Source organism: Salinispora fenicalii (genome assembly GCF_000514815.1).
GTDB classification, from domain to species: Bacteria; Actinomycetota; Actinomycetes; order Mycobacteriales; family Micromonosporaceae; genus Micromonospora; species Micromonospora fenicalii.
The window spans coordinates 16,631-30,281 of the sequence record NZ_AZWQ01000031.1; the positions used below are offsets into that span (position 1 = coordinate 16,631).

A 13,651-nucleotide genomic window follows, 5' to 3' on the forward strand; every position below is an offset into this window, starting at 1 on the left:
AAGGGGGGCGGTCCGCATCAGCGGACCGCCCCCCTTTCGTAGCTCAGGATTCGTAGGTCAGGACGAGATCCGGAGGCCGGTCTTCGAGTTGAAGAGGTGGCTGCGTCCGGGCTGCGGCCGGACGAACACGGTGCCGCCCATGTTCGGCATGGTGCGCCGGTCGGTGCGGACTACGAACCGCTCGTTGGTGCCCTCCAGCGCGGCGTGACCGTAGATGTTCGCGTCCGACCCAAGGTCCTCAACCAGCTCAACCGTGACCGGCAGGCCACCCTCGGTCGGGCTGACCAGCTCGCAGTCCTCCGGACGGAAGCCCACCACGACCTTGTCGCCGGCCCCCTCGGCGCGGGCCGCCTCGACCTGCTCGCGGGTCAGCGGGATGTGCATCTCGGCGAACTCGGCGCCCTTGTCGGTCAGCGGCACGGTCTTGATGTTCATCGCCGGCGAGCCCATGAAGCCGGCGACGAAGACGTTGGCCGGGGTGTCGTAGAGCGCCCGCGGCGTGTCGACCTGCTGGAGCTCGCCGTCGAGCAGGACCGCCACCCGGTGCCCCATCGTCATCGCCTCGACCTGGTCGTGGGTGACGTAGACCGTGGTCACACCGAGCTTGGATTGCAGCGACGCGATCTGCGTACGGGTCTGCACCCGCAGCTTGGCGTCGAGGTTCGACAGGGGCTCGTCCATCAGGAAGACCTGCGGCTCGCGGACGATCGCCCGCCCCATCGCCACCCGCTGGCGCTGACCGCCGGAGAGCGCCTTTGGCTTGCGGCCGAGGTACTCCTCCAGCTGGAGCAGTGTCGCCGCCTCCTTGACCCGCCGGTCGATCTCCGCCTTCGGGGTCTTGCGAAGCTTGAGGGCGAACGCCATGTTCTCGTACACCGACATGTGCGGGTAGAGGGCGTAGTTCTGGAAGACCATCGCGATGTCGCGGGCCTTCGGCGGCAGGTGGGTGACATCCCGGTCGTCGATGGAGATCGAACCCTGGTCAACGTCCTCGAGGCCGGCGAGCATGCGCAGGCTGGTGGACTTACCGCAACCGGAGGGGCCGACTAGGACCAGAAATTCGCCATCGCCGATCTCCAGGTCGAGCTGGTTGACGGCGGGCCGCTCAGTGCCCGGGTAGATCCGGGACGCCTTGGCGTAGGTAACCGTGGCCATGGGGGTGCTTCCTTTCACCGGCAGGAACGTGCCGGACGATCCGAGTGAAAGAGCGACCGGTCCGCAGCTGCGACCCGGCCCACGGGCGACGGGCGTCGACCGCGTCCCTGAACGGTAGATCGGTTTCCTCCGCGTGCCAAGAACGGGAGCAGCTGGTGGGACTGGGGCCATACGCATAACGGTCAAGCAGGCAGTGGCGGGCACGAAACGATGGCAGTCGAGGCGTGCTGCCGACGTTAGTCGTGCTGACGGGGCCTGCCGCGCGGGAAAACTGGACGTCAGTCGCTATGCTGGCGTCGGCAACACGCCCCTGTAGCTCAGCTGGACAGAGCACTCGCCTTGTAAGCGAGATGTCGCCGGTTCGATCCCGGCCGGGGGCTCCAACTCCACCAGGCATCCCACGACTGGATGCCGTCGTGTATCGCCAGCCTGACAGCCATGCTGACAGCAACGAGGTCAAGACCACCGCCCGTCGGACTCGCCGAGAACCTGAGGCGGTGAAGGAGAACGCCGCGTCCGGCGAATTTGCGATCGTGACCCACACGCCGACGACTGCTGACCTGTCGCGGTCAACGACGCCCCGCCCGGCCGGGAGGCCAATGGCGGGGCGTCGTTGTCGTTCAGATGCGTGTCATCACCGGTGTCACGCGCCGGCTCACAGGCCGCCAGGGCGATGGGGCGGTCGCCCAGGGCGAACTGCCTCGATCGGTTCCGGCAGGTGTCGGGCGGGAGGGTGGTGGTGTGGGCTGGTGGCACCTTGTTTCTACGTGGTCCGGTGTGGTGGGCGTCGGCGTGCGGCGTAGCTGAGGATGGCGCCGGCCAGGATGGAGAGGGCGGCGGTGCCGGTGGTGGTGGTGAGGTTGGGGCCGGTGATGGGTAGGTCGGGTTCGTCGGGTGGTGCGGCGATGGTGACGGTGGTGGGTGGGGATTGGCTGTTGGGGCAGGTGTTGGTGCTGGTGTAGTGGGCGGTGAGGGTGTGGGTGCCGGGTGGGAGTGTGGTGGTGGCGGTGGCGGTGGCGTTGGTGGTCAGGGCGACGGTGGCGAGGGTGGTGGTGTTGGTGTGGAAGGTGATGGTTCCGGTGGGGGTGTCGATGTTGCAGGTGACGGTGGCGGTGAGGGTGGTGTCCTGATCTGCTGCCGGGTTGGTGGGGGTGACGTGCAGGGTGGTGGTGGAGGTTGGTGGTGCGGTTAGGGCCAGGCTGTGGAAATCGCCGGCGGCGATGGCCGTGATGATGGTTGCTGGCGGCAGGTTGACGTTGATGGGTGTGCTGCTGTCGGTGTCGGTTCCGTCGCCTAACTGACCGAAGAGGTTGGCGCCCCAGGCGAGGACGGTGCCGGTGGAGGTGATCGCCAGACTGTGGAGGTCGCCGCCGGTGATGGCCGTGATGGTGATGCCTGCGGGCAGGCTGACGTTGACGGGTGTGAGTCTGTTGGTGTTGGTTCCGTCGCCCAACTGACCGAAGAAGTTGGCGCCCCAGGCGAGGACGGTGCCGGTGGGAGTCAATGCCAGACTGTATTGGTCGCCGGCGGCGATGGCCGTGATGGTGACGCCTGCGGGCAGGCTGACGTTGACGGGTGTGAGTTTGTCGGTAGTGGTTCCGTCGCCCAACTGACCGTAGAAATTTCTGCCCCAGGCGAGGGCGGCATCAGTGGACGTCAGCGCCAGACTGAAATCGCCGTGGGCGGCGATGGCCGTGATGGTGACGCCTGCGGGCAGGTCGACGTTGACGGGTGTGAGTTTGTCGGTAGTGGTTCCGTCGCCCAACTCACCGTCGTCGTTTTCGCCCCAGGCGAGGACGGTGCCGGTGGACGTAAGCGCCAGACTGTGGTCGTCGCCGCCAGCGATGGCCGTGATGGTGGTTCCCGGTGGCAGGTCGACGTTGACGGGTGTGCTGCGGTTGGTGTTGGTTCCGTCGCCCAACTGACCTTCGTCGTTATCTCCCCAGGCGAGGACGGTGCCGGTGGAGGTCAGCGCCAGACTGTGGTCGTCGCCAGCGGCGATGGCCGTGATGGTGACGCCTGCGGGCAGGTCGACGTTTACGGGTGTGCTTCTGCTGGTGTTGGTTCCGTCGCCCAACTGACCGTCGTCGTTTTTGCCCCAGGCGAGGACGGTGCCGGTGGACGTCAGCGCCAGACTGTGGTCGCCGGTGGCGGCGATGGCAGTGACCTCTGTGCCCGCGGGCAGGTTGACGTCGACGGGTGCGTTTCTGTCGGTGGTGGTTCCGTCGCCCAACTCGCCGTCATCGTTTTCCCCCCAGGCCAGGAGGGTGTCCGACGCGGCACTGGACGGTGCCGGCGTGTTCCGCGCGGCCGCAGGCCACACGCCAGCGACTGCCTGCGTGACTGTCACCGCCAACGCCAGAAAGAACCAGCCGACGATGGCCCGACCCACCCGGCCCACGCCGGCACTGTGGCCTAGTCGCTGGCAAAATCTTCGCATTACTCCTACCTCCACGCAGGCAAGCATCGCCAATAGGACAGAAGCTAGTGTCGACGAGCTAACGCAGATAGATGCGGAGAAACGCCCTTTAGAGGAAGTGCAGTTGACAGCGCCGGTCGAAACCGACAAGGAACGGCGGGTGAGGGGTCCGCTCAGCCGTCCCACTGCCGGACGACCTCCGTACCTCTGAGCGCATCGGGCCTGGCATCGAGTACGCATTCGACTGGAAGCGGTCTAGCGATGTTGCGACACCTGTGGCAACATCGCCGACTTCCCGGGCTGAAATAGGTTGGCGATGCGGGTAGAAATCAGGGCAGGCCGTTCGTCGTAGGGTCAGCCACCCGGCGCGGGTGGCTGACGAGGCGAAGAAGGTAGGTAGATGAAGTACCTGATGCTGGTGTGTGTCAACCGGTCGGCCGATGAGGGGGCAGGCGACCTCGGCCGCCCGGTCGGTGCCGCACCAGACGAGATCGACGTTGACTCCTGGGTCGAGGAGATGGACGGCCGGGGCGTACGGCTGCTGGGCGAGGCGATCCGTCCGGAAAGCGATTCGACGACGGTTCGCGTACGCGATGGCAAGGTCCTGCTCACCGACGGCCCGTACGCCGAGACGAAGGACGTGATCGCCGGCTTCGACGTACTCGACTGCGCCGACCTCGACGAGGCGGTAGAGGTTGCGTCGAAGCATCCGATGGCGCGTAGCAATGTGGTCGAACTGAGGCCGTTCTGGGAGTAGGACGCAGCACCGACATCGAGGCGGGCCGGGTCAGCGCGGTGGTCGCCACCGCCTACACCGACGACTGGGGGCGGATCGTCGCCATGCTGATCCGGCTCGCTGGGGACTGGGAGCTGGCGGAGGAGTGCGCCCAGGACGCGTTCGCCGCGGCGCTCGCGCGCTGGCCGACGGAGGGGATACCGGACCGTCCTGGGGGATGGCTCGCCACCACGGCCCGCAATCGCGCGGTGGACCGGCTTCGTCGCTCCGCCGTGGAGGCCGGAAAGCTGCGGGACCTGTCCCGGCTGGGGGAGCCGACTCCGGTCGGCTACTTCCCCGACGAACGCCTCGAGCTGATGTTCACCTGCGTGCATCCGGCGCTCACCAAGGAGGCGCAGGTCGCGCTCATGCTGCGCTACCTCGCCGGGCTCCGGACAGCGGAGATCGCCCGAGCTTTCCTGGTGTCGGAGCACACCATGGGGCAACGGCTGTTCCGTGCGAAAAGCAGGATCCGCCATGCTCGAATCCCGTTCCGGATCCCGCCGGCTCAGCTGCTACCGGAGCGGCTGTCGGCCGTACTCGCAGTCCTCTATCTGTTGTTCAACGAGGGGTACGCGGCGACCGCCGGGACGAACCTCGTGACCGCAGGTCTCTCCGGAGAGGCGATCCGGCTGGCCCGCCTCCTCACCACTCTGATGCCGGCTGAGCCCGAAGCCCGTGGACTGCTCGCGCTCATGTTGCTGCACGACGCCCGTCGCTCGTCCCGGATCGACCAGCACGGCGACCTGGTCATCCTGGCCGAACAGGACCGTTCGGCCTGGGACCGTACCCAGATCGCCGAAGCAGTCGCCCTGCTCGAAGAGGCACTGGCCCAGCGCCGCCCCGGCACCTACCAGGTGCAGGCGGCGATCGCCGCGGTCCACGCCGAGGCGCCCGACACGGCGGCGACCGACTGGCCACAGATCGTCGGCCTGTACGCGCAACTCGCCCGCCTGGCACCCACCCCGGTCGTCGAGCTCAACCGGGCGGTGGCGGTGGCGATGGCCGACGGGCCCGGAGCCGGACTGGCGTTGGTGGATCGCCTGGCCGCCACCGGAGAGCTCAATGACTACTATCTGCTGCCGGCGACCCGGGCCGACCTGCTGCGCCGGCTGGGGCGACACTCCGAGGCGGCGGTCGCCTACCGTCGGGCGCTCGAGCTGTGCGGGACCGACGCCGAGCACCGGTACCTACGCCGACGCCTGCGCGAGGTGTCGGCACCCACCTCGTAGGAAACCGTCCAACGCCGGCTGGGTGGCCTGCGCTCTCCTGCGGTGGCGGTCTTGCCGGCTACGTGGACAGCAGCAGCGGTATCGTCAGCACATACGCCGCGAGCAGCACCGAGCCTTCCGGGCGGGTGAGTGAATAGCTCCGGCGGAGCAGCATCCAGGCCGCCACCGCGGCCAGGCCCATCACCAGGACGAGCGCGACATTGGTGCCGGGGACACTGCTCGGGGCGGCCAAGGCGATCACGGCGCCGCCGACGAGACTGTTGAACAGGTTGGAGCCGAACAGGTTGCCCACGAGCAGGTCCGACTCACCCTGTCGCTGGGCTTGAATCGTGGTGACCAGCTCCGGCAGGGAGGTGCCCACCGCGACCAGGGTGATCCCGATGACCAGTTGGGGGACACCGAGGTCGGTGGCGATGGCGGCGGCGTTGACGACCAGCAGCTGCGCCCCGGCCAGGACCCCGACGAGGCCGAGTACGGTGCGGACCGGATCCCACCAGGCCAGCGGTTGCCGCTGCGCCGGCTCGTCTTGACCAGCCGGGGCGACCGCGGCGATGTTCTCGTTCTCCACGTGCTCCACCACGTCCTGGGCCAGCGGGGTCGCTTCGCCCTCGCCCGCCCACCGGACCAGCAGCCACAGCGCGCCGGCGGCGGCGACCAGCAGCACCGCACCGGTGACGACCGTTAGGCCGGTCCAGGCCAGGAGCCCGAAGAGCAGCACTGCCCCGACCGCGAGTCGCGCCTCGCGGTAGATCACCGTCGACTTCACGGTGACCTTGGCGACCAGTGCGGCGATGCCGAGAACCATGGTCAGGTTGAGAATGTTGGAGCCCGCAATGTTACCCAGGGCGATGCTGGTGTCGCCGCGGGCCGCAGCCACTCCGGAGACCAGCAGCTCCGGTGCCGAGGTGCCGAGACCGATCACCACGACACCGACGATGACGGGTCTGATCCGTAGCCGGTGGGCGAGCCGGGAGGCGCCGAGCACGAGGTGGTCGGCAGCCACGGTCAGCAGCAACAGACCGGCTACCGCGAGGAGAGTTCGGAAGATCATGATGGGCTCATGTACGGCGTTGTCCTCGCTATCCCGTTGACCCGGCGCCCGGGCTACCGGAGCCCAACCTACTGCCTGGGGGACTCGGGTGGGGCTGGGCGCGTACGGCGGCGACGCGACCAGTACCGGTGGGTTGCGGAGGGCACTAGCCTCAAGCTGTGATCGAGGCGGTGTTGTGGGACGTTGACGACACCCTTTTCGACTTCTCAGGCTCGGATCGGCGGGCGTTGTCGCGGCACTTCCAGGCGGAGGGTCTACCCGCGTCAGCGGCGTCGGTTGAGCGTTGGCAGCAGGCGACCGAGATCGCCTACGGTCGGTTGGCTGCTGGGGAGCTCACGTACGAGCAGTGTCAACGGCAGCGGGTAAACGGGTTCCTGGGGCGGACGCTGGACGACGTGGAGGCGGACGCGTGGCTCCGGCGCTACACGGCGCTGTTCGAACGCGCATGGACGGCATTCCCGGACGTCACGGCTACCCTCGCGGCGCTGCCGTACCGGCACGGGATCCTCTCCAACTCCAGCACCGTGCATCAGGAGCGCAGACTGACCGCCCTGGGGCTGCGCCACCACTTCGAGGTGCTGCTCTGCGCGGACCGGCTGGCCCGGGCGAAGCCGGACCCCTCGGCGTTCCTGGCTGGCTGCCGGGCACTCGGGTTGCCTCCGGATGCTGTCGCCTACGTGGGCGATCAGTTGGACACGGATGCGGTGGCTGCTCGTGACGCGGGCCTGGTCGGAATCTGGCTTGATCGTGCACGGGCGACGGGGACGACGATTGTCCCGGTACCGGCGGGTGTGCACCGGATCTCGGACCTCGCTGGCCTCCCCCGGCTGCTTGCCACGCTGGGTGGATGAGGCCACGGTTGTCCCGCCTATGATTCGGAGCCCCGCGATGCCGTTCGAACTCCAGCCCGTCCTGACCAGCGACCTGCTCAGCGTAAGGCCGCTTCAGTCGGCAGATTACGATGAGCTGTTTGCTGTCGCTGCTGACCCGCTGTTGTGGGAACAGCATCCGCAGTCGGACCGGTACCGGAAGGACATTTTTCACGCCTTCTTCCAGGATGCCCTCGCCTCCGGCGGCGCGTTGGCGGTGGTCGACGCCAGAGAGTCCCGTCTTGTCGGTTCATCTCGATACCACGGCTACGACGCGGATCAGCGCGAGGTCGAAATTGGGTGGACCTTCCTTGCGCGTTCCCACTGGGGTGGGCTTTACAACAAGGAACTCAAGCAGCTCATGCTGCGCCATGCTTTTCGGTTCGTCGATACCGTCGTCTTTCTCGTCGGTACGGCGAATCTTCGTTCTCGGCGGGCGGTGGAGAAGCTCGGTGGGGTCCTGGCCGGGCCCGGCCAGGACCGGGCTGGGGTGCCCCATGTTCGCTACCGGATCGAGGTTGGTAACTGGTCCGGCGGGCGTGCAGGTGCCGGCGGCCCGGGCGGTGCCGGTGGTCTGAGCTGACGGTGGTCTGAGCTGATGGCGGGTCTGGGGTGCCGGTCTGAGCTGACGGTGGCAGGGTGAAAGCGGGCTAGTCCTCCGGTTGGTCCGCTTCTATACTCCCCAGTAATGATCATCCCGCTGTGCGTGTCAGTGGGGTGTGGACTGTCGGGTAAGCGGTCACGGCCAGTAGTGCAACTGCAAGGGGCGACCGAGGGGGCATGGGTGCAACGGGCGCGCCTGATTCGCCGGTGTCGGCGAGTGATTAGCGAGCTCAGGATTCCCGCTCCGTTTGACCTGGATGAATTTCGGCAGGGTTTGGCCGAGCAGCGGGGGCGTGTACTTAACGTTACCCCGCTGCCGGTGTTGGCAGAGCCGGGATTCGCCAGCGGGATATGGGTTGCGACCGACACTACTGATTACATTCTTTACAACGATCGGACCAGTCCACTACACCAGCGGCACATCATTTTGCATGAAGTGGGGCACATGATCTTCAGGCATAACGAGCGAAGGCTGTCGGACAACGTGCTACCGGACGGTGGTTTCCCGAATCTTGACCCACAGTCGGCCCGGCACCTCATGGGCCGCGTCCACTACTCGGAGCCGGAGGAAGAGGAGGCGGAGATGACGGCGACGCTCCTGTTGGAGGCGATCGGCGAAGTGCCGGGTCCGAGCCGCTTCAGCGGCCTACTCGCCGAGGCCGAGGCGCTGCTTGGGTTTCGGAAGTTGACGGGAGTCCGGTCGTGATGGCGGTGCTGCAGGTCGTGGGGTTGGGGTCGATGTGGGTGGTGGCGGCCCTGCTGCTTCCGCAGGCCTTGCACGATGCCAAGCGCCGCATGCTGTGGGCGGTGCTCCTGCTTTTCGCGATTGAGCTGACCCTGTACCGGCCGGAGGTGCAGGCCCCGATCTACGACGTCATCAACGGGCACATCGTCTTCGTGGCCGTGCATCTGGTGAGCGTCGGCAAGGGGATCGGCGTGCTGTACCTGCTGCTCATGCTGGTGCAGCGCCCCCGCTATCGGCTACCGGTTGCGATAGCGGGGCTGGCGGTCTCCGCCACGATGATCGCGATCTACGCGTCGGCTCGGCCAGAGCCAGCCACAGTCGACATCCCGCCCGAGATCCCGTTGAGCTACTGGCACATTTTGTCGGTGTTCCACACGGTCGCGCATCTGTTGGCGGTTGGGCTGTGCTGGCATGCCAGCCGACTTGTCGCGCCGAGAGCGATGCGTATCAGCCTGCGGGCATTGACCGGCGGGCTGCTGTTGGCATGCCTGCCGTGGGCGTTCAACCTCGGCTGGCTCCTCACCGATGACACCGCCTGGCTCGATCCGATCGGTCCGATCGATGCGGTGACCGGTCTCTTCTTCGCGTTCGGTGCCGCGTTGCCGCTGGTGGCGACGGCGCATCGGGTGGTACGGCACTACCGCGCCTTGCGTCAACTGGAGGCACTATGGCGAGAGCTCACCTCGGTGGTACCCGACATCGTGTTCGAAGCGGTTCGGCCCGGGCTCGGTGTGCGTCAGCTACGGCTGCGGCTGTATCGACGGGTCGTGGAGCTCCGAGACGCGATGTTGGCGCTGCGTGAACATGTCACTCCTGCAGAGCTGCGCGCGGCGCAGGAACATGTTGCCGCCGAGGTGCTCGACGAGCAGCGACGGGAAGCTGCGGCTATCGCCTGCTGGCTGGCGGCAGCCGTGGCGGCGAAGTCCCGAGGCGACGCGCCGATGGTGCAGCAGGAGGACCTGACGAGCGCCCCCGGTGACGACCTCGACGAGGAGGTCCGGCAGTTGCTGGAGATCGCGCAGTGGTACCGCTCACCGCTGGTTGACCGCTATCGGGCCGGACTGCCGCCGGTCACCACGGCCCAGTAGATAGTTCATCCCGCAAATCGAGAAGGGAGACCTGGGTGGGATTCATCCAGATAATCGACTACCGGACCGAGTGCCCCGAGGCGGTGGACCAGCTCCTCACCGAGTGGATCAACGGGAGTGCCGGTCTGCGTACCGCCACCCGTACGCGGGTCTGCCGTGACCGTGATGACCCGACCCACTACATGGAGATCCTTGAATTCGACTCGTACGACGATGCGATGGTGAACTCCGAGTTGGCCGTAACCAACGCGACCCATGAGGCGTTCGTGCCACTGTGCACCGACGGCCCACGCTTTATCAATCTCGATGTCATCCGAGACGAGCCATGGCAATTATGAGCACCGCGGTGGGCGGGCGTGTCGCCCGCCCACCGCGCCCCTTCTACGGCCTACCTAGTCGGCTCAACCGGCATGGTCGCGTTAACTAACAGGGGAGCTACAGCGCCCCTGGTTCTGACTCCACTGGCTGTGGTTGGCACCCTGGCTCTGACCGGCTGCACAGCCGGATCCAACGCCCGCTGAACTTGCCAGGGCGAATCGAGCCGGCGTTCCAGTTGGACGCGCGCCGGTTACTGCTGGCTGCCTCAGCTGCCCGCACGTTTCCGTAGCATTTGCCGTAGTTCGTCGGGGAGGCCTTCGACCTCTGCCAGTGCGGGCAGCAACTTCGGCTCGTTCAGGTAGGCGTGGAAGGCCGCCGCGATTGTTACCCCATGGGTCGGCCGGTGGAGCACAGAAACTGAATCTCCGGCTTGGACCTCTCCCGGCTTGACAACCCGAAGGTAGGCACCCGGCCGATCTTCCCGGGTGAACCGCTTCACCCACTGCGGCTCCGCCATCTTTGCCTGGAAGGTGGCGCACGGGATGCGGCCAAAGGTCGGCTGAAGTTCGAGGTGGTCACCGATGCGCCAGATCTCGCCGATCACCGCACCGTTGACGTCAACACCGACCGTGGTCAAGTTCTCGCCGAAGATCCCGCCCGGCAGTACCCGGCCAAGTTGGGATTCCCACCAGTCGTAGTCCTCCCGAGCGTACGCGTACACGGCCTGGTCGTCGCCGCCGTGGTGCTCGATGTCGAAGATCTGGTCGCCGACCAGGCCGCTGTGTAGGCCGGTGGTCTTCGGCCCGGGGGCACGGACCGGCACGGGTCTGTCAACGGGCTGCTTGTTGATGCCGGTGAGCCCGACTCGCTTCGCGGTGCTGAGTTCCGGGACCGCCAGGTTGACCGAGAGGATGCTGCCCATAGGCAGCAACCTAACGGTGAACCTGGCGTGGAGCGAAGGGGGCTTCTGGGGGCGGTCTACGACGCGGCTTCCAGCACGACGACGGGGATTTCACGGGTGGTCTTGGCTTCGTATTCGGCGAAGCCGGGGAAGGCGTCCTTCTGCGCGCTCCAGATGCGCTCCCGCTCGTCCCCAGTGGCGACCCTGGCCACCAGGTCGAACGTGTTTGTGCCGATCTCCGCCTTGACCTGCGGGTGGGCTCGCAGGTTGTGGTACCAGTCGGGGTGGCTGGGGGCGCCGGCCTTGGAGGCGAACACGGCGTAGCCGCGATCCAACTTCTGGTACATCATCGGGTTCAAACGAGGCTGCCCACTTTTGGCGCCCACGGTGTGCAACAGCAGGAGTGGCGCGCCTGCGAACTGGCCACCGACCTGCCCGTCGTTCTCGCGAAACTCTTTTATGATCTTGGCGTTCCAGTCGTCCATGATCTCTCCTCGCTCGTGTGCCGGGCCCATTATCGTCAATCTGGCAACCCCGCAGTGCCATCCGTTGGGCTACCATCCACTCGATATGCGAGAGCCGACTGCGTCGAACGCGGCGTCGGGGTGCCTGTTCGGACTGGCCTACGGCGACGCCTTGGGTGGACCGACCGAGTTCATGACGGTCCCCGATATCCATGCCCGCTATGGGCCCGGTGGCCCGCGCGAGTTGGCGGGCCATCCCGCACCGGTCACTGACGACACCCAACTGACCCTGGCGGTCGGGTGGGCGCTGTTGAGTGCGCCCACGCCGACGGCCGAGGTGCTGGAACCGCTGCTTCGGGAGCGGTTCGTGCAGTGGGCGGCCAGCCCCGACAACAACCGCGCGCCGGGAATGACCTGCCTGCGTGCCTGCGGGAACCTGGCCCTCGGCCAGCCGTGGACCCAAGCCACGATGACCAGCTCCAAGGGCTGTGGCGCGAACATGCGGGTCGCGCCGGTCGGGCTCGTCGCCGACTACGACCTGGACACCCTCGCCGGGGTGGCGCAGCTGCAGGCCGCGATGACCCATGGGCACCCCACCGCGCTCGCGGCCAGTGAGCTGACCGCGTACGCCGTGCGGTTGCTGCGCGACGGCGCGGAGCTGCCATCCCTGCCCACGCTGCTGCGAGCCCGTGCCAACGACCAGCGCACCGTGTACCGCCACGAGTGGCTGGGTGTGCTGTGGCAGCAGCCCGGCGTTGTCAATCCCGCCGACTACCTCGCCCGAGGTTGGGACGAGTGCCGGCACATACTGGAACGGCTCGATTTCGCGCTCGCTTCGGCCGACGACGGCGCGGATGCCTGCCGGGTGACCGGCGCCGGTTGGATCGCCGAGGAGGCCCTGGCCACCGCGCTGTTCTGTGCGATACGGCATGCTGATGATCCGGTGTCCGCCCTTGCCCGCGCCGCCACTACCTCCGGCGACTCCGACTCCATCGCCTGTCTGACCGGCGCGTTCCTCGGTGCCGCCTTCGGTATGGCCGCGTGGCCGGAGTCCTGGCGTGATCAAATCGAGTACGCGGGTGAGCTCGCCGCGATGAGTGCGGCCTGGGACTGATTTTCAGCTCGTGATCAGGTTCATTTTGCGTTACCCACGTACCCTGTCTTCGATGATCTATCAATGTGTGCGTCAGTATTCTGCCGTTTGTGTATCAGCTCGGGGGTAGGCCGCCTCACCTATATCAGCGATGACGTAGCAAATTGGTGGGAGTCGCAGCTACCTCCCCCCTTCCGAGCGCCAGCGCGGCTGAGTCGTCCAATTGAGAGGAAGAACCGGCATGCACACCGTCGACCTCGCCCTCCGAGCCCGGCCCAACGCCAACACCCCGTGCAACCACCAGCCGACGTGTCCCGCCGCGAGCGCGGTCGACCACGAGGCGGCCCGCATCATCGCGTCTCACCCCGAGCAGGGTTGGAGTCTGCGCTGCAACGGCGTGATTGTCTTCGATGACACCGGTGAATTGATGCCCGACAACAGCCCGGTCGCCCCGCACCGCGGTCCGGCTCGGCACTGGGAGAGCTACCGCGGAGCGTGACCCGAATGCCGCTGATCCGCCACCCTTATGGCCGGGTCAGTCCGTCGGAACCCAAAACCGGAGCTTCCCGCTGCGTTGGTCTGCGAAGACTCCGCCGTTGCGTTCGATCACCTTACGGGATGCGATGTTGTCCACGTCGCACGTCACCAGGGCAGACGTGATGTCCAGGTGGTACGCCATGGGTAGCGACGGTACGTGCCCGTCCGGGCGCGGGGAGTCCTCGAGGCTCTGGTTCCGCAACCAGTCGACGTAGTCGGCGAACCCCGCGGGAGTCGACCAGTGGCGCGTGAATTCGCGCAGCTCAGACCCGATCATGCTGCTGTCTTCCGCGCTGCCACGTCCCTCGGCATGGAACTCGGCCATGGCGGCAATGAACGATTGATGCACCCGCACGGTGGGCCGGCTCAACTCGGGCATAGCGATATCAGTATCGAATCGG

Annotated in this window: 15 protein-coding genes and 1 tRNA gene; 10 read left to right on the forward strand and 6 right to left on the reverse strand. The window is 66.8% G+C overall.

Going from position 1 to position 13,651, the window contains the following annotated elements:
• Window positions 1–57: 57 nt before the first annotated feature.
• Complete coding sequence (locus tag B116_RS0115840) at window positions 58–1,155, reverse strand: ABC transporter ATP-binding protein (protein ID WP_018720923.1); 1,098 nt, start codon at window positions 1,153–1,155, stop codon at window positions 58–60.
• Between the two features lie 306 nt (window positions 1,156–1,461).
• Here B116_RS0115840 and B116_RS0115845 point away from each other — a divergent pair.
• A tRNA-Thr gene (locus tag B116_RS0115845) sits at window positions 1,462–1,538 on the forward strand.
• 380 nt (window positions 1,539–1,918) lie between these two features.
• Here B116_RS0115845 and B116_RS0115850 read toward each other — a convergent pair.
• A complete protein-coding gene (locus B116_RS0115850; RefSeq protein WP_027660638.1) occupies window positions 1,919–3,547 on the reverse strand; it encodes an RCC1 domain-containing protein in 1,629 nt (542 codons plus the stop codon).
• Between the two features lie 427 nt (window positions 3,548–3,974).
• Between B116_RS0115850 and B116_RS0115855 the strand changes: the two genes are divergently transcribed.
• Window positions 3,975–4,331, forward strand: coding sequence for a YciI family protein (locus B116_RS0115855; RefSeq protein WP_027660639.1), 357 nt, complete (start codon window positions 3,975–3,977; stop codon window positions 4,329–4,331).
• An 83-nt stretch (window positions 4,332–4,414) separates the two neighbouring features.
• Entirely contained in the window at window positions 4,415–5,581 is a 1,167-nt protein-coding gene (locus B116_RS0115860; protein ID WP_027660640.1) for an RNA polymerase sigma factor, read from the forward strand.
• Between the two features lie 58 nt (window positions 5,582–5,639).
• On the opposite strand, the gene B116_RS0115865 is transcribed toward B116_RS0115860, so the two are convergent.
• On the reverse strand, window positions 5,640–6,632 hold the full coding sequence (locus tag B116_RS0115865; protein WP_027660641.1) for a calcium/sodium antiporter: 993 nt from the start codon (window positions 6,630–6,632) through the stop codon (window positions 5,640–5,642).
• A gap of 158 nt (window positions 6,633–6,790) precedes the next feature.
• Here B116_RS0115865 and B116_RS0115870 point away from each other — a divergent pair, with 158 nt between their 5' ends.
• From B116_RS0115870 to B116_RS0115890, 5 genes are all read left to right on the forward strand, one after another.
• Window positions 6,791–7,483: an HAD family hydrolase gene (locus tag B116_RS0115870; RefSeq protein WP_027660642.1), complete on the forward strand. Its 693-nt coding sequence runs from the start codon at window positions 6,791–6,793 to the stop codon at window positions 7,481–7,483.
• A gap of 37 nt (window positions 7,484–7,520) precedes the next feature.
• Window positions 7,521–8,084 (forward strand): GNAT family N-acetyltransferase, encoded by a 564-nt coding sequence (locus B116_RS0115875; protein ID WP_027660643.1) that lies wholly within the window; start codon window positions 7,521–7,523, stop codon window positions 8,082–8,084.
• A 201-nt stretch (window positions 8,085–8,285) separates the two neighbouring features.
• Window positions 8,286–8,810, forward strand: coding sequence for an ImmA/IrrE family metallo-endopeptidase (locus tag B116_RS0115880; protein ID WP_026321457.1), 525 nt, complete (start codon window positions 8,286–8,288; stop codon window positions 8,808–8,810).
• A complete protein-coding gene (locus B116_RS0115885; protein ID WP_033667657.1) occupies window positions 8,810–9,937 on the forward strand; it encodes an MAB_1171c family putative transporter in 1,128 nt (375 codons plus the stop codon). The genes B116_RS0115880 and B116_RS0115885 overlap by 1 nt, the downstream gene beginning before the upstream one ends.
• A gap of 35 nt (window positions 9,938–9,972) precedes the next feature.
• Window positions 9,973–10,275, forward strand: a complete 303-nt coding sequence (locus B116_RS0115890) for a hypothetical protein (RefSeq protein ID WP_018720888.1) — start codon at window positions 9,973–9,975, stop codon at window positions 10,273–10,275.
• A gap of 245 nt (window positions 10,276–10,520) precedes the next feature.
• On the opposite strand, the gene B116_RS0115895 is transcribed toward B116_RS0115890, so the two are convergent.
• Together B116_RS0115895 and B116_RS0115900 are read right to left on the reverse strand one after the other, a co-directional pair.
• Window positions 10,521–11,177 carry an MOSC domain-containing protein gene (locus tag B116_RS0115895; protein ID WP_018720887.1) on the reverse strand — a complete coding sequence of 219 codons (657 nt, stop codon included), beginning with the start codon at window positions 11,175–11,177 and terminating at the stop codon, window positions 10,521–10,523.
• A 56-nt stretch (window positions 11,178–11,233) separates the two neighbouring features.
• Window positions 11,234–11,641, reverse strand: a complete 408-nt coding sequence (locus B116_RS0115900; RefSeq protein WP_018720886.1) for a nitroreductase family deazaflavin-dependent oxidoreductase — start codon at window positions 11,639–11,641, stop codon at window positions 11,234–11,236.
• Window positions 11,642–11,726: 85 nt separating this feature from the next.
• On the opposite strand from B116_RS0115900, the gene B116_RS0115905 reads away from it, so the two are divergent.
• Window positions 11,727–12,734, forward strand: coding sequence for an ADP-ribosylglycohydrolase family protein (locus B116_RS0115905; protein ID WP_027660645.1), 1,008 nt, complete (start codon window positions 11,727–11,729; stop codon window positions 12,732–12,734).
• Window positions 12,735–12,954: 220 nt separating this feature from the next.
• The gene (locus tag B116_RS0115910; RefSeq protein ID WP_018720884.1) at window positions 12,955–13,212 is read left to right on the forward strand and encodes a DUF5999 family protein; all 258 of its coding nucleotides are present in this window, start codon (window positions 12,955–12,957) and stop codon (window positions 13,210–13,212) included.
• A 36-nt stretch (window positions 13,213–13,248) separates the two neighbouring features.
• Here the strand turns inward: B116_RS0115910 and B116_RS0115915 are convergent, their stop codons facing one another.
• Complete coding sequence (locus B116_RS0115915; protein WP_027660646.1) at window positions 13,249–13,629, reverse strand: GNAT family N-acetyltransferase; 381 nt, start codon at window positions 13,627–13,629, stop codon at window positions 13,249–13,251.
• Window positions 13,630–13,651 lie beyond the last annotated feature (22 nt).

What these genes read in the sequence shown, in the direction of transcription:
- B116_RS0115905 (WP_027660645.1), top strand. Translation starts at nt 11,727, where the DNA reads ATGCGAGAGCCGACTGCGTCGAACGCGGCGTCGGGGTGCCTGTTCGGA.
- B116_RS0115915 (WP_027660646.1), bottom strand. Translation starts at nt 13,629, where the DNA reads ATGCCCGAGTTGAGCCGGCCCACCGTGCGGGTGCATCAATCGTTCATT.
- B116_RS0115885 (WP_033667657.1), top strand. Translation starts at nt 8,810, where the DNA reads ATGGCGGTGCTGCAGGTCGTGGGGTTGGGGTCGATGTGGGTGGTGGCG.
- B116_RS0115855 (WP_027660639.1), top strand. Translation starts at nt 3,975, where the DNA reads ATGAAGTACCTGATGCTGGTGTGTGTCAACCGGTCGGCCGATGAGGGG.
- B116_RS0115865 (WP_027660641.1), bottom strand. Translation starts at nt 6,632, where the DNA reads ATGATCTTCCGAACTCTCCTCGCGGTAGCCGGTCTGTTGCTGCTGACC.
- B116_RS0115895 (WP_018720887.1), bottom strand. Translation starts at nt 11,177, where the DNA reads ATGGGCAGCATCCTCTCGGTCAACCTGGCGGTCCCGGAACTCAGCACC.
- B116_RS0115875 (WP_027660643.1), top strand. Translation starts at nt 7,521, where the DNA reads ATGCCGTTCGAACTCCAGCCCGTCCTGACCAGCGACCTGCTCAGCGTA.
- B116_RS0115900 (WP_018720886.1), bottom strand. Translation starts at nt 11,641, where the DNA reads ATGGACGACTGGAACGCCAAGATCATAAAAGAGTTTCGCGAGAACGAC.
- B116_RS0115860 (WP_027660640.1), top strand. Translation starts at nt 4,415, where the DNA reads ATGCTGATCCGGCTCGCTGGGGACTGGGAGCTGGCGGAGGAGTGCGCC.
- B116_RS0115840 (WP_018720923.1), bottom strand. Translation starts at nt 1,155, where the DNA reads ATGGCCACGGTTACCTACGCCAAGGCGTCCCGGATCTACCCGGGCACT.
- B116_RS0115910 (WP_018720884.1), top strand. Translation starts at nt 12,955, where the DNA reads ATGCACACCGTCGACCTCGCCCTCCGAGCCCGGCCCAACGCCAACACC.